Source organism: Qipengyuania sp. ABI-127-1 (assembly GCA_022953095.1).
Lineage (GTDB): Bacteria > Pseudomonadota > Alphaproteobacteria > Sphingomonadales > Sphingomonadaceae > Qipengyuania.
The window spans coordinates 141,776-159,412 of record JALJCR010000001.1 but is presented as its reverse complement, the minus strand read 5'-3'; the positions used below and the strand labels follow the sequence as shown (position 1 = coordinate 159,412).

The window sequence follows — 17,637 nt, the reverse complement described above, 5'->3', positions numbered from 1 at the left end:
CAATGCTCCGGCCCGACTGCATTTGGGGGTTTCATGAAAAAACACGTTTTGCTCGCCTGTGCGGCTGCCTTCGCGGTGGCCGGATGCTCAACGACCGGCGGGAGCGATGGCGTCGCGTCCGCTTCGGCCAAGGATTGGGACGCGCCCGTGGGTGCGGACGGCAACGCCCCCTTCCCCTCGACCTACGCGCCCTATCCCGGCCGCCCGACGGCGCTCGTGGGGGCGACGGTTTATGACGGCACAGGTGGCCGCATCGACAATGGCACCGTGCTGTTCCGTGATGGCAAGGTGGCGGCGGTCGGCGATGCCTCGCTTTCGACCGAGGGCTATGACCTGATCGACGGCAGCGGCAAGTTCGTCACCCCCGGCATCATCGACATCCATTCGCACCTCGGCGATTATCCGACGCCCAGCGTGGAAGCCCATTCCGACGGTAACGAGGCCACCAGCCCGATGACCCCGGAGGTGTGGGCCGAACATTCGGTCTGGCCGCAGGATCCGGGCTTTACCCGCGCGCTGGCCAATGGCGGGATTACCGCGCTGCAGATCCTTCCCGGCTCGGCCAATCTGACCGGCGGGCGCTCGGTCACGCTGAAAAACGTTGCCGCGCGCACGGTTCAGGGGATGAAATTCCCCGGCGCGCCCTACGGCATGAAGATGGCCTGCGGCGAGAATCCCAAGCGCGTCTATGGCGGCAAGGGCCGCACCCCTTCCACCCGCATGGGCAATTTCGCGGTCAATCGCCAGATGTGGCTCGATGCTGCGGCTTACGACGGCAAGAAACGCGATCTGGGCAAGGAAACGCTCAAAGGCGTGCTCGACGGTGAGATCCTGATCCACAACCATTGCTATCGCGCCGACGAAATGGCGCTGGTCATGGATATGGCCAAGGAAATGGGCTACAAGGTGACCGCCTTCCACCACGCGGTCGAAGCCTACAAGATCGGCGATCTGCTGCGCGAAAACAACGTGTGCAGCGCGATCTGGGCGGACTGGTACGGCTTCAAGATGGAAGCCTATGACGGCATTCTCGAAAACGCCGCTTTCCTGCGCCAGGCCGGCGCCTGCGTGGTCATCCATTCGGACGATGCCAATGGCATCCAGCGGCTCAACCAAGAAGCTGCCAAGGCACAGGCCGCCGGACGCCGTGTGGGGATCGACATTCCCGATGCCGAAGTGATCGGCTGGATCACGCTTAACGCCGCCAAGGCGATGGGCATCGATGAAATGACCGGCAGCCTCGAGCCTGGCAAGATGGCCGATGTGGTGCTGTGGAACGACGATCCGCTATCGGTCTATGCCCGGCCGGAAAAGGTCTGGATCGATGGCGCGCTGATGTATGATGCACTGGACCGCAAGCGCCGACCGGTGAGCGATTTCGAACTCGGCCAGCCCGGTGAAGGAGATGTGAAATGAAGCGCGCCCTGACCATGGCGGCCAGCCTTCTCGCACTCGCCGCCGCACCCGCCACCGCGCAGAATGTCGCGATCACCAATGCCACCGTGGCCACCGGCGACGGCTCGGCGCCGATCGAAGACGCGACGGTCGTCGTGCGCGACGGCAAGATCGTGGCCGCAGGCACCGGCATCAACGTGCCCGCCGGTGTGCAGGTGCTCGACGGGAGCGGCACGTGGGTCACGCCCGGCCTCTTCGCCACGATGACAAATCTCGGCCTGTGGGACGTCGGTGCGGTAAGGGAATCCAACGATATCCGCGCGGGCGGCTCGCCCTTCAGTGCGGCGCTGGATGTCGCCCCCGTCGTCAATCCTGCCTCGCAGCATATCCTGATTCACCGGGCAGCCGGGATAACCCGTGCCGCCGTGTCGGGGGCGGCCAGCGGGTCGATTTTCGCAGGGCAGGGGGCAATAATCGATCTGGGCTCCGATGCCCAGGCGGTAACCCGCCCCCGCGCATTCCAGGTGGTCGAATTGGGAGAAGGCGGTGCCCGCCTTGCGGGCGGTAGCCGCGCCTCGGCCCAGGCGCTTTTCCGCAACGCCTTGCTCGAAGCGGGCGAGTTCGAGCGCAATGGTACGATCACAAGCCCGGGCGGCGGGCGAGGGATCACCCGGCAAGGCGACGATATCGGCATCGACAGCCGTATGGCGCGCACCTCTCGCGATCGCGCTTCGGACGTTCTGCTGACGCGCTTCGACGCAGCGGCGCTGGTGCCCGTGGCGCGGGGCGAGCAGCCTCTCTACGTCATGGTCGAGCGTGCGGCCGACATCCGCAGCGCCCTGGCCCTCAAGCAGGAATTCCCGCGGCTGGACATGGTCCTTGTGGGCGCGAGCGAGGGTTGGCTCGTGGCACGCGAAATCGCCGCAGCAGGCGTGCCGGTCATCGCCGATGGGCTGGACGATTTGCCGCAAGGGTTCGATCAGCTCGCCAGCACCCAGTCGAATATCGGCCGCATGGTCAAGGCGGGCGTGAAGGTGGCGATCAATGCCGCCGCCATGGAGAACCCGCGCAACCTCAATCAGTATGCCGGCAATCTCGTCGCGCTGACCCGGATACCGGGCGCCGATGGGCTGAGCTGGGGCCAGGCCTTCGCCGCGATCAGCTCGGTTCCCGCCGCGATCAGCGGCATGGGCGGCAAGGCCGGAGTGCTCGCGCCGGGCGCGATGGGCGATCTCGTCATCTGGGACGGCGATCCGCTCGAAGTCGGTTCGATGCCGGTGAGAGTGTTCATCGATGGCGTCGAACAGCCGCTCGACAATCATCAGAGCCGCCTCAAGGAGCGCTATCGCGATCTCGACGAGAGCGACCTGCCGAAAGCCTATGATTGGTAAGAACGTGAGAGAAATGCGCACCACCCTGCTCGCGCTTGGCGCGGCAGCCGCTGCGGTCGGCTTTCATGCGCTCTCGGCGCAGGATAAACCCGACCGGTCGCAGGACATCGCCTGGATGAACGCACAGCAGGCCTATCTCGCGGGCCTCTCGCATGAAGACGGCTGGCGCACGATGCCGGGCGGGCTCAAATGGCGCTATGTCGACTATGCCGCGAGCGAGGCGAGGCCGCAGGTCGAAGACACGGTTACCGTGCATTATGCGGGCACCTTCATCGATGGCGAAACGTTCGATTCCAGCTTCGAGCGCGGCGAGCCCGCCACCTTTCCGCTGGGCCGGCTGATAAAGGCCTGGCAGATGGCGATCCCCGAAATGGGCGTGGGCGACACGATCGAAATCGCCGCGCCGGCGGACCTCGCTTATGGCGCGAGCGGCAAGGGACCGATCCCCGGCGGTGCGACCTTGCTGTTCAAGGTCAAGCTGATCGGCATCGAAGGGCGCTAGATCAGGGTGACGCCTGGATGACGAAGTTTACACCCCGTCACCCAGAATCGGCGGCGCCAAGCAGCGGATATAAAAGGGTTTAATGGCTTGGAGCGGAGGCGGACGATGTGTGCCTCCCCCCCCCCCCCCGCCTACCGTATCGGCGGCGGGTTTGCGAACCTCGCCGTTCTAGACGCACCGCACATCTGTAGGACAGCGCCATTTTCCGCTTGGCCGCCCTGTGATAGCTTGGCGTATGGAAGGGGAATAAGGATATGGATCCTTTGCTGTCTCTGGTTGCCGGTTCGGTTGCATTCGTCGGCACGCATTTCGCGCTTTCGCACCCGCTGAGGGCACCGCTCGTCGGGACGATCGGCGAGAACGGGTTTCGCGGGCTCTATTCGCTGGTTGCACTGGCGACCTTCGTCTGGGCAGTGCTCGCGTTTCGCGCGGTCGGGCCGGGCGGCGTACCGCTATGGGATGGGATGGGCGAAGGCATCTGGATCGCCGCGACGGCGATCATGCTGTTCGCCTCGGTGCTGTTCGCAGGCAGCTTCGCGCGCAATCCCGCATTGCCCGATCCGAACGCCGCGACCAATGCGGCGCTGCCGGTCCACGGGGTGTTCCACATTACCCGCCATCCGATGATGTGGAGTTTCGCGCTGTGGTCGGCCATGCATATTCTGACGAGCCCGACCCCGCGCCAGATCGTTCTGGCAGGGGCGCTTGGCTTTCTCGCCCTGGTCGGCGCGCATCTGCAGGACCGCAAGAAGGAAGCGCTTATGGGCGAGGCCTGGGCGGACTGGGAAAGCCGCACGCGTTTCTGGCCGCGCCTTTCAGGTTTCGCCAAGGCGGGGCCTACCGCATGGATCGGCGGAATCGTGATCTGGCTGGCGGCAACCTATGGCCATATCCACGCCAATGGGATTCCCGCAGGCATCTGGCGCTGGGTGGGCTAAGCCCTCAAGCAGCGCAGCGATAGGGCGAACATAGGCCCTCAAGCAGCGCAGCGGCGGGACGATAAGGACACTACCCCCCGGTGAAGCACGGCGCGCGTTTTTCAAGCAGCGCGTCGATACCTTCCATGTGATCCTCGGTCAGGTGCATCAGAGCCTGCGTATTGGCGGCCATTTCCAGCGCACTGTCATAGGAGATCGAGCGCCCCTGCCGCATCAGGTTCTTGGCCTGCCGCAGCGCATGCGGGGGCATGGCGGCGACCTTGGCCGCCAGCGCGTGGGCCTCGTCCATAAGGCGGTCGCCCTCGACTACCCGGCTGACCAGGCCCCATTCCTGCGCGGTGGCGGCGTCGATCACATCGCCGGTGTAGAACAGCTCCGCCGCCCGCGCTTCGCCGATGATGCGCGGCAGGATCCAGGTGCCGCCATCGCCCGGAATGATGCCGAGCTTGAGGAAGGTGACGCCGAACTTCGCCCGCGCGCTGGCGATGCGCATGTCGGCCAGGCAGGCCAGATCGCAGCCCAGACCGATCGCCGGGCCGTTCAACGCCGCGATCAGCGGGACGCGCAGGCCATACAGTGCGCGCAGGACCTTGTGGATGTTGTTCCGATAGCCGTCCGAGATCTCCGGCGCGGTACCGCCGAAGGTGCCGGTGCGTTCCTTCATCGCCTTGATATCGCCGCCCGCACTGAACGCCCGCCCGGCCCCGGTCAGGATCACGCAGCGCACATCCATGTCCGCATTGATCGCATCGCAGGCGGCCGCGAAGGTATCGCCATCGCCTGCGACCCCAAGCGGGTTCATCGTATCGGGGCGGTTGAGGGTGAGGGTCGTGACGTGGTCGGCGGTTTCGATGTCAAGCAAGCTCATGGGTTCTCGTCCTTTCCAAGGTGGCGAGCCATGAAGTCCAGCACCGCCTCTTCGGCTATGTCATGCCATGCCAGATCGTGTCCGTAACCCTCGAAGATGTGCAACTCGATATCCGCTCGCAACGACGCCAGTTTCTCGGAATGCGAGTAGGGGATGAGAGTGTCGGCATCGCCGTGCAGGACCAGCACTGGTGCCTCGATCGCGCCCAGCTTGGCAGCATTCTCATAGCGATCGCGGAGGAGCAAGCCGGTCGGCAACCAGCGGAATTTCTCGGCGACCAGGCCCGACAGGCTGGCAAAGGGAGAGATGAGTACAAGGGCGGCCGGTGGGGCTTCGCTTGCCATTTGGACGGCGACGCCAGCGCCGATCGAGTTGCCGATGATAACGATCCGGTCGAACGGCACCCCATTCGCCGCGAGAAAGGCCAGCGCTGCGCGCCCATCGCGATAGAGCCCCTCCTCACTCGGCCTGCCCGGGTTGCCGCGGTAGCCACGATATTCGGCAGCCAATACGCCATAGCCCTCGGGCACCATCCGGTCGGTAGCGACGACGCTCGACACCCAGTCCGCGCCATTGCCGTGAAAATATACGATGGTCGGAAAGCCCGAGCGCGCCGCGCGGTAACCTGCCGTCAGTTCAAGCCCGTCGGAAGTCGCATAGCCAACCTCCTCGAAGCCGCCGGTGGATGGCCCGATACCATCCGGCGCAGGATAGATCAGCGCGCTCTGCGCCACATAGAGCACGGCAACCAGCGCAAGATAGGTCGCAGCGAGTGTCGCCAGCGCAATCGCCACGAGTCGCGCCGACCGCGTGCCGATCAGGCCCGCGCCTCTTCCACACCGGCGCTGTTGTGGCGCAATGCATTGAGCACTGTGTCGACGATATGCGGGGCGTTGAGACCCGCTTCGTCATACTGTTTGGCCGGATCGTCATGGTCCTGGAACAGGTCGGGCAGGCGCATGGTACGGACCTTGAGACCGCCATCGGTCAGCCCGCTATCGCTGGCGAACGTCAGGACATGCGCGCCGAGGCCGCCAACGGCGCCTTCCTCTACCGTCACCACAACCTCGTGGCTGCGCATCAGCTTTTCGATCAGCGCCGTGTCGAGCGGCTTGGCAAAGCGCATGTCGGCAACGGTGGTCGACAGGCCCTTCGCCTCGAGCTGGTCGGCAGCCTTCTTCGCCTCTTCCAGACGCGCGCCGAGCGACAGGATCGCTACCTTGGTGCCTTCACGGACTACGCGGCCCTTACCGATTGCGAGCTTCTCGAGCGTCTCGGGAATCTCGACGCCGGTCCCGGCGCCACGCGGATAGCGAAAGGCGATGGGGCCATCGTCATATTCGGCGGCCGTGTAGGTCATATGCGCCAGCTCGGCCTCGTCGGCGGCGGCCATGACGACCATGTTGGGCAACGTGGCGAGGTAGGTGATGTCGAACGAACCCGCATGCGTGCAGCCATCGGCCCCCACCAGACCGGCGCGGTCGATCGCAAAGCGGACCGGAAGGTTCTGGATCGCCACATCGTGAACCACCTGGTCGTAGGCACGTTGCAAGAAGGTCGAATAGATGGCCGCGAAGGGGCGCATACCCTCGGCGGCAAGACCGGCGGCGAAGGTCACGCCATGCTGTTCGGCGATGCCCACATCGAACGCCTTGTCCGGGTGCGCCTTGGCGAATTTGTCGACGCCCGTCCCGCTCGGCATGGCTGCGGTGATCGCGCAGATACGCGGATCGTCGTTTGCCAGCTTTGCCAGCGTTTCACCGAAGACGTTCTGATAGGCGGGCGGACCGCCCTTCGACTTCTTCTGTTCGCCGGTGACGACATCGAACTTGGCGACACCGTGATATTTGTCGGCGCTGTTTTCAGCCGGGGCATAGCCCTTGCCCTTCTGCGTTACGACATGGATCAGCACCGGCCCCTGTTCGCTGTCGCGCACATTCTCCAGCACCGGGATGAGATGATCGAGATTGTGGCCGTCGATCGGGCCGACGTAATAAAAGCCGAGTTCCTCGAACAAGGTGCCGCCAGTGGCCATGCCGCGGGCATATTCCTCGGCCTTTTCCAGCCCGCCCCACACGCGGCGGCCGAGCTTCTTGGCGATCTTGGAAGCCATCGAGCGGAGGCCGAGATATTCGCTGCTCGACACCATCCGCGCGAGATAGGCGGACAGGCCGCCCACCGGGGGGGCGATCGACATGTCGTTATCGTTGAGGATCACGACCAGGCGATTGCCCGCCTGTTCGGCATTATTCATCGCCTCATAGGCCATGCCCGCGCTCATCGCGCCGTCGCCGATAACCGCAATGCCGCGGCCGGGCCGGTTCTGCATCTTGTTGGCCATGGCAAAGCCGAGCGCCGCAGAAATCGAGGTCGAGCTGTGCGCCGCGCCGAAGGGATCGTATTCGCTTTCCGCGCGCTTGGTGAAACCCGACAGGCCGCCGCCCTGGCGCAAAGTGCGAATGCGGTCGCGCCGCCCGGTCAGGATTTTGTGCGGATAGCACTGATGGCCGACGTCCCACACCAGCTTGTCGGTCGGGGTGTCGAAGACATAATGGATGGCGGTGGTCAATTCGACCACGCCCAGGCCCGAACCCAGATGCCCCCCCGTCGTGCCGACCGCATCGATCATTTCGGCGCGCAGTTCGTCGGACAATTGGCGAAGCTGGCTCTGCTTCAGCTTGCGAAGATCGTCGGGAATTTTGACCGTATCGAGCAACGGCGTCTTGGGGCGGCTTGTCATGGCCACTGCTCTACACTTGGAAATCGAAACTGTCGATGAACGGTTCGTCGACGAAAATGAACGGTTTGCCGTCGAGAATTACTCTGCGCATTCATCGCACAGGCCGCGAAGTTCGACCACCGGGCGCACATCGGTAAACCCTGCGTCTCTACCCGCCTCTCTCAACGCGCCGGTCACGCGATCATCGTCGATATGCGTCGCCTTCCCGCAATCGTCGCAGATCAGGAAGATGCAGTCGTGCCGACAGCCGGGATGCGTATTGACCAGATAGGCATTGGCGCTCTCGATCCGCTTGGCAAGGTTGGTGCGCACGAACAGATCGAGAATCCGGTAGACGCTGTTGGGGGCCACGCGTTTCCCGCGCGAACGCGAAAGATTGTCGGCAATATCGTAGGCGCTGGCGGGCTTGTCGTGCCGGGCGAGCTCTTCATACACCGACTGGCGCATACCCGTCCATTGCTCGCCGCTGTCGACCAGCGCGAGGCGGGCGGCTTCGAGCAGGGCATCGCCTGCATGTTCGTGGTGAGCGTGTGCGTGAATAGCCATGAAGAGCCCAAATAGGCGCCCGGCCCGCTCGCCGCAAGCTAGCCCGGCTGGAAGCGCGCCGAATAGACCCCTGGATACAGCGCCTTCAAAGCTTTCACCTTGGGTGCATCCCAGCGCACGATATAGCCGTGTCGGGGGTTCTTGAGCATGAAATCCTGATGGTAGCGCTCGGCTGGGTAGAAGGTCTGGGCGCGCTCGATCTTGGTTACAATCGGCTTCGACCACAGCCTGGCCGCGCGCAATTGCCGGAGATAGGCAGCGGCCACCACGGCCTGTTCGCGCGATTGGGGCACCAGCGCGCTGCGGTAATGCGCCCCCACATCGGGACCCTGCCGGTTAAGCTGGGTGGGATCGGCAACCACCGAGAAGAAGATGCGAAGCAACTGATCGTAGCGGATCGCCTTGGGATCGTAAGTGACCTTCACGGCCTCGGCATGGTCGGTGATGCCCGATGAAACGAGCTTGTAAGCTGCCTGCCGCTTGGTGCCGCCGTGATAGCCGGAAACAGCGCTCTTCACGCCCTTGACGTGGCTGAAGACCCCTTCGACACCCCAGAAACATCCGCCAGCGAAGACTGCGGTTTTCAGCCCCTCGCCTTCCTCGGCGAGACGCTTGGCGGCAGGCGCCGCGACCGTCTTCTCTGCCGCACTGGCAGGCTCCTGGCAGGCCGACAGGGCAAGCCCGAGCGCTGCCGCGGCAAGGGCGGCGCGCCAGTACATCAGAAAATCGCGGCGATCAGTTGCGGCACGGCCGCGAAGATTTCGCCACCGCTGGTAAGCAGCACGGCGATGGCACCGGCACCGAAGCCAATGCCGAAATTGCGATAGAGGTCGGGAGTGAAGAGGGTCATACACTATCTTTCGTCGGGATTGCCGACGTGGTTACACGCGCTGCCATTGCAACGCGCTTAATCGGATCGTTGTGATCGGTTCAGGCGATCGGGCGCCCGCTCGCGGGATCAGTGACGGAAGTGGCGCATCCCGGTGAAGACCATGGCCAGCCCCTTTTCGTCCGCCGCCGCAATCACTTCCTCGTCGCGGATCGAACCGCCCGGCTGGATGATCGCGGTCGCGCCCGCTTCCGCCGCAGCCAGCAGGCCGTCGGCGAAGGGGAAGAAGGCATCGGAGGCTACCGCGCTGCCGACAGTGCGGCTCTGGTCCCAGCCGTATTTCTCCGCCGCTTCGGCGGCCTTCATCGCGGCAATGCGCGAGGAATCGCGGCGGTTCATCTGGCCCGCGCCGATCCCGGCCGTGGCACCGTCCTTGGCATAGACGATAGCGTTGGACTTCACATGGCGCGCCACGGTCCACGCGAAGAGGCAGTCTTTCAGCTCCTGCTCACTCGGCTCGCGCTGGGTGACGACCTTGAGGTCGGCTTCGCTGATCGCGCCATTGTCGCGCGTCTGCACCAGCAGCCCGCCGGTTATCGGCTTGACGGACAGCCCGCCGCGACGCGGATCGGGCAAGTCGCCGGTAACCAGCAGACGCAGGTTCTTCTTTTTCGCAAAGGCCTCGCGCGCTTCGTCGCTGACTGACGGGGCGATGACGACTTCGGTGAAGATTTCGCAGATCGCGCGCGCGGTTTCTCCGTCGAGTTCGGTATTGACCGCCACGATCCCGCCGAAGGCCGAGACGCTGTCGCAGGCGAGCGCCTCGTTCCACGCATCGAGCAAGGTCGAAGCCTGCGCGACACCACAGGGATTGGCATGTTTGACGATCACCACCGCCGGATCGCCGCCGCTAAACTCGGCACACAGTTCGAGCGCGGCATCGGCGTCATTGTAATTGTTGTAGCTGAGTTCCTTGCCCTGCAACTGCTCGGCCTGCGCGATACCCTGCGTGTGCGGGCCGGAGGGCGTGTAGAGCGCGGCCTTCTGATGCGGGTTCTCACCATAGCGCAGCTCGACCGGCGCCTTGCCGTTGACGGCGAGGAAATCCGGGAAGAGCTGCTGCTGATCGGCAAAGGCGAACCACTGGCTGATCATCGAATCATAGGCCGCGGTGGCAGCGAAGGCCTTGGCCGCGCATTGGCGGCGGAAATCGAGCGAGGTTGCACCACCGGTTTCGAGTTCGCCGATCAGCGTATCGTAATCGGCCGGATCGGTGACGATGGTGACGAACTGGTGGTTTTTCGCCGCGCTGCGCACCATAGACGGCCCGCCGATATCGATGTTTTCGATAATCTCGTCGCGCTCCGCCCCGCGCATCACGGTCGCTTCGAAGGGGTAGAGATTGACCACCACCAGATCGATCGCGCCGATCGCGTGCTTTTCCATGGCGGCGGCGTGTTCGGGATTATCGCGCACGGCCAGAAGGCCGCCATGGACCATCGGGTGCAGCGTCTTCACGCGGCCGTCCATCATTTCGGGAAAATCCGTCAGGTCGGAGACGTCGCGTACCTCGAGCCCCGCCTCGCGCAGCGCCTTGGCCGTGCCGCCGGTCGAAACCAGCTCCACGCCTTTAGCCGCGAGCGCCTTGCCCAGATCCACCAAGCCGGTCTTGTCGGACACCGAAAGCAGTGCCCGCTTGATCGTTACATCCGTCACGTGTCGGTTATCCCATGCGTTTGAGCAGCCAGGGGAAACGCCCCCCGCTGCGCGATGTCAGTCCTTCGACGACAAGCTGTTTGGTCGCTCGCGGGCGTCCCTGCCCGTCGACCCAGAGGCTGTCCTCGACCGCGATTTGCGCCTCGCCGCTATCGCCTCCGAGCCGGAATTGCCAGTAGCTTCCGTCGGGCAGCGCCAGTCCGGCCCCGCGCTTGTCGTCCGCCAGTCCGGCTTCGATGCCATGACCGAGGTGGAAGCGGATCGCGAAGGCAATCTTGCCGCGCTTGCCCTGCCGTCCCGACGGTTCGAGCATGTCCTCGCCCGACAACCCGCCGCCATCCGCGCCGAGCAACAGCGTGCGGCGATGAATCAGGCCGTAACGCGCGGCATAGCCATTATGCGAAGCTTCGAGCCGCACCGCATCGCGGCCCTTTTGCTTGACCGCTGTGCGCGCGATATCGACTTCCTCGACACCCTTGCCGATCTGCCCCTTGATCAGCACGGCAGTGGAATTGGCATCGTCGAGCACCAGCGTCGAATGGGCTGCCGTGCCGCGCAGGCCCTGTTCGATGCGCACCGGCACCTGCCCCCCGGCCAGCTCTCCACCACCGCAATTGACGATGATGCGCTGCTCGCCATGCGACAGTTCGAAGGCGAGTGTGGACGCGCAGCCATGGCGTGCATGGCGCGCACGCGGCGGTGGGGCCGCGTCGAGCACGAGCACCGATTTGCCTGCATCGACGCGCTGATAGCCCCAATGCCTGCACTCCTTGCCCGGCCGCGCACGGACGCCGCTGGCCGCGATCAGCGCATCGAGCCGAGCGGCCGACGTCGCCCCCGCACCCTGCCAGCTACCGACCCCGCGGTCCCCCATCCGCAGGGCCAGAAGCGGGGGAACGAGCATGGCGAGCATGGTCTCGAGCGCGGGCGGCGGATCGCGATCGACCGCTTCATAGCAGGCGCGCAGATCGACCAACAGCGCGATGGCCTCCATCTGTGCAAGCGGGCTGCGCGAGAGCACGCCGCCATCCTCGCTGACCAGTTCGCCAAGGGCGCGCAGCAATCCTGCTTCCCCGAACAGGCGGCGCGGGCGGCCATCGGGCATGAGAAGACCCGCTGCCACGATCGCGCACCAGCCCGCGACCTGCCCGAGCCGATCGTCGGCACTGGCCACCTGCCGGTCGAGAAAGCGTGCCGTCGCTTCCATCGCTTCCAGCGCCTGTCCGCGCAATTTGGCATCACCGCCCAACAGCAATGGCGCATGAACCAGCCAGGCCAGCAATCGCAGCCCGGCGTGCTCGACGCTCCATGCAGGCCCCTTGGCGGGTACCGGATTGGCCTTGAGCCAGCGGGCCAGCAGCTTCTCGCCTATCGCAGCGCATTCCTCACGCGGGGCGCAGGCACCGAGATCGCGCAGCCAGGTAAAACCCTGCACTACGCGCTGTACCGGAGGGGTCAGCGATGCATTGCTGGCGAAATCGACCTTGTCGACCGGCACTTTGAGCCCATGGACGAGGAATTGCCCCGCCCGCAACGCCATCCCCGCAGCCCGCTCCCCTTCCAGGGGGCTGGTAACGGTTGCCAGCATACGCAGGGCGGAGGGCTTGCGCAGCGGCGCCGCAAGCACCGAGCCGGGCACGCCGATCCGGTAGGCCCAGCGCACCACGCTGTCGACGGGGCCTGCGCGCGGCGGACGAAAGTCGGACAGGACCAGCGCACGCGCCGGTTCCACGGCAACCGCTTCGAGTTCGGCGGGCGCCGCATTATCCACCAGCGGTTCCGCCATGCCGGTGAGCGGCAGGGCCGGCGCAGCCTCGCTTTCGGCGGCGCTGCCATCCGCGCGCAGGAGAGTGCGCGCGTCGTGGCTCACTGCTGCCCTTTCAGCGCGGCGATATTCGCCGCATAGCGCGACGGCCCACCCTTGAAGGTCGCCGATCCGGCAACCAGCACGTCGGCTCCGGCATCGACGCAAAGCCGCGCGGTTTCGGCATTCACACCGCCATCCACTTCCAGATGGATGGGCTTACCCAGCGCATCGATACGCTTGCGGATCGCCTCGATCTTGCGAAGCTGCGAATGGATGAAGCTCTGCCCGCCAAATCCGGGATTCACGCTCATCACGAGGACGAGATCGGCATCTTCCAGAATATAGTCGAGCGATTCGACCGGCGTGCCCGGATTGAGCACGACACCCGCTTTCTTGCCGAGATTGGAAATCGCCTGCAGCGTGCGGTGAATATGCGGCCCTGCTTCGGGATGCACGGTGATGATGTCGGCCCCGGCCTCGGCGAACGCCTCCAGATAGGGATCGATCGGTGCAATCATCAGGTGGACGTCGAACGGCTTGTCGGTATGCGGACGCAACGCCTTCACCACGGCCGGACCAATGGTGATGTTGGGCACATAATGGCCATCCATCACATCGACATGGATCCAGTCCGCACCAGCCGCGTCGATCGCCTGCACCTCCGCGCCCAGTGCGGAAAAATCGGCAGACAGAATGGATGGGGAAATCAACGGGGTGGTCATGCGGGGCACGGGCCTTGGGTCGCGTGGGAGCTTTGGCCAGCCCTACGCGCGCGAAAGGAGGGTTAACAAGCGAGCGGGAAGCCCTTTTCCACATGGGCTGCATCTGCTCTACGGTCGATGGCCTCATTCCGATCCATGCGGACCAGATCGTGCGCGGCGAAGTAATTCAGCCGCAATTCAGCGCAATATAGGTAAACAGCAGCCATATCTCGGGGCCGCGTGCCTCGCTTCGCCAGCGCCCATATGCTGGTCTTCTACGGATTTGATTCGGACAATGCTGATGAAACCCACGACAATCGCCGCTTCGGGCATCGCAGCGCTCTCGCTCGCGGGACTGGCCGCGCCCGCTCCCGCCGAAGCGCAATATCGCGAAAAAATCACCCATGATGCCAGCAAATGCGCCTCTGGCAGCGGCCCTGCCGTGTGGGTGACGATCAATGACATCAAAGCCAGTACCGGCACGATCCGCATTCAAAGCTATCGCGGAACCAAGCAGGACTGGCTCGAAAAGGGCCGGTGGATCTACCGTATGGAGGCGCCGGCCAAGGCAGGGTCGATGACGTTCTGCATGCCGCTCCCCGCACCCGGCAAATACGGCATCGCGGTACGCCACGATGTCAATGGCAATGGCCAGACCGATATCTTCACCGATGGCGGCGCGATGTCGAACAATCCCAGCATCAACATCTTCAATCTCGGCAAGCCGAGCTACAAGAAGACCGCCTTCGATGTCGGCACGGGCGTGAAGACGATGTCGATCCGGATGCGCTACCGCTGAGTGCGGCGCTTGCGCCATAGCTCGACCAGCGCCCCCGGCGCGGCGAGCAGCGGGTATTTCGCGCGGAACGGTGTCACTTCGAGAGCGATGCCGGTGTGCCGCTGCAGCTTCCACGCAGCATAATCGGCAGCGCCATCGAAGGTGGTGGTTGCCTTGGCCAGCCGCAGCAGGTTGAGCGGCTTGCCAAGCCGGGCGCGGCGGCGCCACCAGCCGAGAATGCGACGGCGCTGCGAAGCGGGCAGGTTGGGCCGCAGCACCCCGTCCTCACGCGTAAAACCGATCCCGGCAGCCTCCCAGGCGAGCGGTAGCAGGCCATCGAAATGCACCGCATTCACATCGAGTATCGAGTTTTCCCGGCCCGGCTTCTCAACCCGGAATTCCGCCCGATAGGTAGCGCGAAACAGCGCCCGCCAATACTCTTCGGCCGGCCCGCTTTCGGGGCCGACCGCCGCGGCCAGCCGCCCTGCGGTGACGGCCGCCGATGCCAGCGCCGCAAGCACTGCGGCGCGCGCGGTATCGTCCGCCACCCAGACCAGGGCCGAGGGCTGGACGAAGCGCGCCCAGATCGTCGTATCGCGCGATTGCCCTTCCGCGGCCCTGGCGAATTGGCCGAGCGACATGGTCGCGATCTTGGCGCGCAGGCACTCTCCCGCATGATCCCATTCGCGATAGCCGACGCGTGGCCAGACACGCTCGCGCTGGGGGCCGGGCAGCAGGACATAGAAATCGAGCACGCCCTCGAGCGAGCCGGTCCTCAGATTGGACCCGTAGAACAACACGGCAAGCGCGCCTGCCTCTTCGCCAAGCTGCCGGGCATAGGCCGCGACCTCGTCGCGCACCGGGCGATCGATTGCGACCGCGATCCGCTGCGAGAGTGCGGACTTCACGCGCTGATGAAAGTGAGTTCCGGCCCTTGCCCGACCCGGTAGCGGCCCGGAGGAAAGGCCTCGCCATCCAGAATGACCGGTTCATCGACGTCGACCGCCAGCGCCTCGGCATCGAGCTGGTGGAGCCCGGCCTTGGCGAGCCAGCCCGGACGCCACCCCATCAGAATGGCGGGCAGCGCCGCGAGCACGCGGCGACGCGGGTGATCGAGCACGGCGAGTTTGAGGCCCCGACGCGGTGCGCCGAAAAGCTCGATGCCCATCGGCATGCGCTCCAGCGTCGATGCCAGCATGACGCTGCGGCGTGCGGGATTGCCATGGGCCGACCGCGGAACGGGCGTGCCGGAGGGAAGGAAGCGCAGCTCCATCTGCGTGCCCCGCCGCCATTTGTTGCGATCGCTCCCGAACAGGCCCTGGAGCACGCCCCAGGCGCTGGTTGCGCCAACCGCCAGGCTGTTGAAGAAACCCAGCGAATGCGCGTCCTGCCCGGCCTCGATTCCCAGCGTGAACGCCCCGGCACCGAAAATGAAACCGAGCATTGCGGGAGATTGTTCGCCATCGCGGCTCACCGTGAGCGGGCGGCGAACCAGCCGCCGACCCGAAGCATAGGCGGCAATCGCCCCTTCGAGCGACCAGTCGGCCGGGGCGCCCAGATCGACGTTGAGCGCATTGGTCTTGCCCTTGGGAAGCACCGCTATTGCGGGCCAGCGATCGGCGAATACCGCCTGGCCCATGGTCAGCACGTCGCGAACCGTGCCGTCGCCACCGTTGATGACGAGAAAATCGATCCCGTCGCGGGCGAAACCGGCCAGGGCATGCGCGATCTCGTCACGCGTGCGCGGTTGCGCGACCATGACGCTGTCGGCGCCCGCACAGGCGAGATCCTGTCCCTGATTGCGATGGCTTCGCGGGTTGTAGATGATTCCGATCCGGGGCTCGGGCACGCGCCGCGCACGGTAGATCGAACGGCGCTTGGGTGCCGTCGTCGCGCTATGCCGTAGCGGCAGGCTGTCGAAATTGTAGATTACCCGTTCCATGGCCCTTGTGCCTTAATCGCCCCCGCTGGCGCCTACCTAGGATATTTTCGTCAAATTGTAATGGTGCCGCTTCGCATTCTTCGGATCGGGTGTGCCGATAAGGATACGATCGGCGCGGTATCAGCGGATCCGAACGAGGCGCCGACCCACCTTGCCCGCGCCTGGAATGCCGTATCGTGCCGAGCACAGCTGTGCTTCCATCGTCGCTGTCAATCGCCAGCATCGCGCCAGGCCCATCACATCGATTCGGCACACACCCGCAGGCGTTGGCGCGGAGCTTAGCGTTTGAGGGCCTGCACACAGGCGGCCCGGTCGACATCGAGGCCGTCGCTGGCACGCCGCGCGTCGACATAGGTCGCGCTCGGCTCGCCGCGCGGCTCCAGCGGATAAAGGTAGATGTCGAGCACGCAGGCGTCGCCCGCGAACTGGAGCTTCTTGGCATCGCCTTCCGTCACGTTCAGGCGCGGCGGACCGAACATATTGGTAAGTGCCGTCTCGTTTCTGCCGATCACACCTTCCAGGCCGGGTACGTTCATCACTCTCGGCGCGCGGAAGGATGGGGTAGTCGGTGCCACGCGCACCTCCTGCGGCGGCGGCGAAGCGGCTGGCCGCGATGCGGCGGGCGCGGATGGCACGCTTGCGGGAACGGTGGTGCAGGCACCCAGCAAGGGAAGCAGGAACAGGGCGGACTTACGCATCGATGCCTTTCTCGCGGGCACGGTGGACCAAATGGGTCGCACTGGCCGCACCTATTATCGGGGCGAGGAGGTTGACGAAAGGTATCGCGAGCAAGGCGACCACGATACCACCAAGCAAAAACCGCTTGGCACCGCCCATGGGTGCAATTTCTGCTGTATCGGCGCGGTGGCGCAGCCAGACCATGTCGCGCAGCTCGCGCCCGATGAGATAGGCATTGACCGCCCAGAACACGGCTGCCGCGCCGATACCCGTAACCAGCAGCAGGCCCGCGACCGGCAGCGCCGCAGCATTGGCGAGGGCCGTGCGCAGCAGCGAGCGAAACGCATTGCCGATTTCTTCGTGCAGGGGAATCTTGCGCACCGTATGCGCGGCCTGTGGATAGTGCTTCGCTTCGACCGCCCGCACAACGTCCTCGACAAAGAACTGGAGGACGAAAAGCGCCACGACACGGAACAGGAACCAGCCTGCCAAAATCATTCCCACTGCTGCGACCAACGCACCCATGCCGAAGGTGTCGGCGCTCGTCACATTGTCGATCGCGCGCTCCACCAGAACATACAGCCCCGCGCCTCCTGCGGCGAAAATGGCCAGGGTCGCCAGCGCGGTCTTGAACAGAACCTTCAAGATAGCCGGGTCGCCCAACTGGCGCAGCGACAGGGCGAGGGCGGCGGGCAGCGACATCATGCGCCTGCGGGGATGCGCGCGGCCCCGGACCAAGTCAACGCCGCCCTTGGCCTATGCGCGACGAACCGCTAACGGCGCCCGACAATTCGAATCCCCCCCCC

18 protein-coding genes are annotated in these 17,637 nt (G+C 65.0%); 5 read left to right on the top strand and 13 right to left on the bottom strand.

Features of this window, described 5'->3' with window-relative positions:
- The first annotated feature begins 33 nt into the window (after positions 1–33).
- The 4 genes from MUY37_RS00855 to MUY37_RS00840 all read left to right on the top strand — a co-directional run bounded on the left by MUY37_RS00855 (position 34) and on the right by MUY37_RS00840 (position 4,226).
- On the top strand, positions 34–1,416 hold the full coding sequence (locus MUY37_RS00855; RefSeq protein ID WP_499193595.1) for an amidohydrolase: 1,383 nt from the start codon (positions 34–36) through the stop codon (positions 1,414–1,416).
- Positions 1,413–2,786 (top strand): amidohydrolase family protein, encoded by a 1,374-nt coding sequence (locus tag MUY37_RS00850; RefSeq protein ID WP_499193594.1) that lies wholly within the window; start codon positions 1,413–1,415, stop codon positions 2,784–2,786. Before MUY37_RS00855 ends, MUY37_RS00850 begins: the two co-directional genes overlap by 4 nt.
- Positions 2,776–3,288 (top strand): FKBP-type peptidyl-prolyl cis-trans isomerase, encoded by a 513-nt coding sequence (locus tag MUY37_RS00845; protein WP_499193593.1) that lies wholly within the window; start codon positions 2,776–2,778, stop codon positions 3,286–3,288. The genes MUY37_RS00850 and MUY37_RS00845 overlap by 11 nt, the downstream gene beginning before the upstream one ends.
- 254 nt (positions 3,289–3,542) lie before the next feature.
- Entirely contained in the window at positions 3,543–4,226 is a 684-nt protein-coding gene (locus MUY37_RS00840; RefSeq protein WP_499193592.1) for an NnrU family protein, read from the top strand.
- Positions 4,227–4,296: 70 nt separating this feature from the next.
- On the opposite strand, the gene MUY37_RS00835 is transcribed toward MUY37_RS00840, so the two are convergent.
- The 9 genes from MUY37_RS00835 to rpe all read right to left on the bottom strand — a co-directional run bounded on the left by MUY37_RS00835 (position 4,297) and on the right by rpe (position 13,454).
- Positions 4,297–5,094: a crotonase/enoyl-CoA hydratase family protein gene (locus MUY37_RS00835; RefSeq protein WP_499193591.1), complete on the bottom strand. Its 798-nt coding sequence runs from the start codon at positions 5,092–5,094 to the stop codon at positions 4,297–4,299.
- Complete coding sequence (locus MUY37_RS00830; RefSeq protein ID WP_499193590.1) at positions 5,091–5,888, bottom strand: alpha/beta hydrolase; 798 nt, start codon at positions 5,886–5,888, stop codon at positions 5,091–5,093. The genes MUY37_RS00835 and MUY37_RS00830 overlap by 4 nt, the downstream gene beginning before the upstream one ends.
- Positions 5,889–5,911: 23 nt before the next feature.
- A complete protein-coding gene (gene dxs / locus MUY37_RS00825) occupies positions 5,912–7,834 on the bottom strand; it encodes a 1-deoxy-D-xylulose-5-phosphate synthase (RefSeq protein ID WP_499193589.1) in 1,923 nt (640 codons plus the stop codon).
- Between the two features lie 78 nt (positions 7,835–7,912).
- A complete protein-coding gene (locus MUY37_RS00820) occupies positions 7,913–8,380 on the bottom strand; it encodes a Fur family transcriptional regulator (RefSeq protein ID WP_499193588.1) in 468 nt (155 codons plus the stop codon).
- A 38-nt stretch (positions 8,381–8,418) separates the two neighbouring features.
- Positions 8,419–9,099, bottom strand: coding sequence for a peptide-methionine (S)-S-oxide reductase MsrA (gene msrA / locus MUY37_RS00815; protein ID WP_499193587.1), 681 nt, complete (start codon positions 9,097–9,099; stop codon positions 8,419–8,421).
- The gene (locus MUY37_RS00810) at positions 9,099–9,230 is read right to left on the bottom strand and encodes a hypothetical protein (RefSeq protein WP_499193586.1); all 132 of its coding nucleotides are present in this window, start codon (positions 9,228–9,230) and stop codon (positions 9,099–9,101) included. The genes msrA and MUY37_RS00810 overlap by 1 nt, the downstream gene beginning before the upstream one ends.
- A gap of 108 nt (positions 9,231–9,338) precedes the next feature.
- Positions 9,339–10,925 carry a bifunctional phosphoribosylaminoimidazolecarboxamide formyltransferase/IMP cyclohydrolase gene (gene purH / locus MUY37_RS00805; RefSeq protein WP_499193585.1) on the bottom strand — a complete coding sequence of 529 codons (1,587 nt, stop codon included), beginning with the start codon at positions 10,923–10,925 and terminating at the stop codon, positions 9,339–9,341.
- Between the two features lie 7 nt (positions 10,926–10,932).
- Entirely contained in the window at positions 10,933–12,795 is a 1,863-nt protein-coding gene (locus tag MUY37_RS00800; protein ID WP_499193584.1) for a heparinase II/III family protein, read from the bottom strand.
- Positions 12,792–13,454, bottom strand: coding sequence for a ribulose-phosphate 3-epimerase (gene rpe, locus MUY37_RS00795; protein ID WP_499193583.1), 663 nt, complete (start codon positions 13,452–13,454; stop codon positions 12,792–12,794). Before rpe ends, MUY37_RS00800 begins: the two co-directional genes overlap by 4 nt.
- Before the next feature lie 280 nt (positions 13,455–13,734).
- On the opposite strand from rpe, the gene MUY37_RS00790 reads away from it, so the two are divergent.
- Positions 13,735–14,232: a DUF2141 domain-containing protein gene (locus MUY37_RS00790; protein ID WP_499193582.1), complete on the top strand. Its 498-nt coding sequence runs from the start codon at positions 13,735–13,737 to the stop codon at positions 14,230–14,232.
- On the opposite strand, the gene MUY37_RS00785 is transcribed toward MUY37_RS00790, so the two are convergent.
- From MUY37_RS00785 to MUY37_RS00770, 4 genes are all read right to left on the bottom strand, one after another.
- On the bottom strand, positions 14,223–15,119 hold the full coding sequence (locus tag MUY37_RS00785; RefSeq protein WP_499193581.1) for a hypothetical protein: 897 nt from the start codon (positions 15,117–15,119) through the stop codon (positions 14,223–14,225). The genes MUY37_RS00790 and MUY37_RS00785 overlap by 10 nt on opposite strands.
- Positions 15,116–16,153 carry a diacylglycerol/lipid kinase family protein gene (locus tag MUY37_RS00780; RefSeq protein ID WP_499193580.1) on the bottom strand — a complete coding sequence of 346 codons (1,038 nt, stop codon included), beginning with the start codon at positions 16,151–16,153 and terminating at the stop codon, positions 15,116–15,118. Before MUY37_RS00780 ends, MUY37_RS00785 begins: the two co-directional genes overlap by 4 nt.
- Positions 16,154–16,431: 278 nt before the next feature.
- Positions 16,432–16,851 (bottom strand): hypothetical protein, encoded by a 420-nt coding sequence (locus MUY37_RS00775; RefSeq protein ID WP_499193579.1) that lies wholly within the window; start codon positions 16,849–16,851, stop codon positions 16,432–16,434.
- Positions 16,844–17,536 carry an EI24 domain-containing protein gene (locus MUY37_RS00770; protein WP_499193578.1) on the bottom strand — a complete coding sequence of 231 codons (693 nt, stop codon included), beginning with the start codon at positions 17,534–17,536 and terminating at the stop codon, positions 16,844–16,846. Before MUY37_RS00770 ends, MUY37_RS00775 begins: the two co-directional genes overlap by 8 nt.
- Positions 17,537–17,637 lie beyond the last annotated feature (101 nt).

Coding starts and splice junctions, on each gene's coding strand:
- MUY37_RS00855 (WP_499193595.1), top strand. CDS start 34: ATGAAAAAACACGTTTTGCTCGCCTGTGCGGCTGCCTTCGCGGTGGCC.
- MUY37_RS00850 (WP_499193594.1), top strand. CDS start 1,413: ATGAAGCGCGCCCTGACCATGGCGGCCAGCCTTCTCGCACTCGCCGCC.
- MUY37_RS00845 (WP_499193593.1), top strand. CDS start 2,776: ATGATTGGTAAGAACGTGAGAGAAATGCGCACCACCCTGCTCGCGCTT.
- MUY37_RS00840 (WP_499193592.1), top strand. CDS start 3,543: ATGGATCCTTTGCTGTCTCTGGTTGCCGGTTCGGTTGCATTCGTCGGC.
- MUY37_RS00835 (WP_499193591.1), bottom strand. CDS start 5,094: ATGAGCTTGCTTGACATCGAAACCGCCGACCACGTCACGACCCTCACC.
- dxs (WP_499193589.1), bottom strand. CDS start 7,834: ATGACAAGCCGCCCCAAGACGCCGTTGCTCGATACGGTCAAAATTCCC.
- MUY37_RS00820 (WP_499193588.1), bottom strand. CDS start 8,380: ATGGCTATTCACGCACACGCTCACCACGAACATGCAGGCGATGCCCTG.
- msrA (WP_499193587.1), bottom strand. CDS start 9,099: ATGTACTGGCGCGCCGCCCTTGCCGCGGCAGCGCTCGGGCTTGCCCTG.
- MUY37_RS00810 (WP_499193586.1), bottom strand. CDS start 9,230: ATGACCCTCTTCACTCCCGACCTCTATCGCAATTTCGGCATTGGCTTC.
- rpe (WP_499193583.1), bottom strand. CDS start 13,454: ATGACCACCCCGTTGATTTCCCCATCCATTCTGTCTGCCGATTTTTCC.
- MUY37_RS00790 (WP_499193582.1), top strand. CDS start 13,735: ATGAAACCCACGACAATCGCCGCTTCGGGCATCGCAGCGCTCTCGCTC.
- MUY37_RS00780 (WP_499193580.1), bottom strand. CDS start 16,153: ATGGAACGGGTAATCTACAATTTCGACAGCCTGCCGCTACGGCATAGC.
- MUY37_RS00775 (WP_499193579.1), bottom strand. CDS start 16,851: ATGCGTAAGTCCGCCCTGTTCCTGCTTCCCTTGCTGGGTGCCTGCACC.
- MUY37_RS00770 (WP_499193578.1), bottom strand. CDS start 17,536: ATGATGTCGCTGCCCGCCGCCCTCGCCCTGTCGCTGCGCCAGTTGGGC.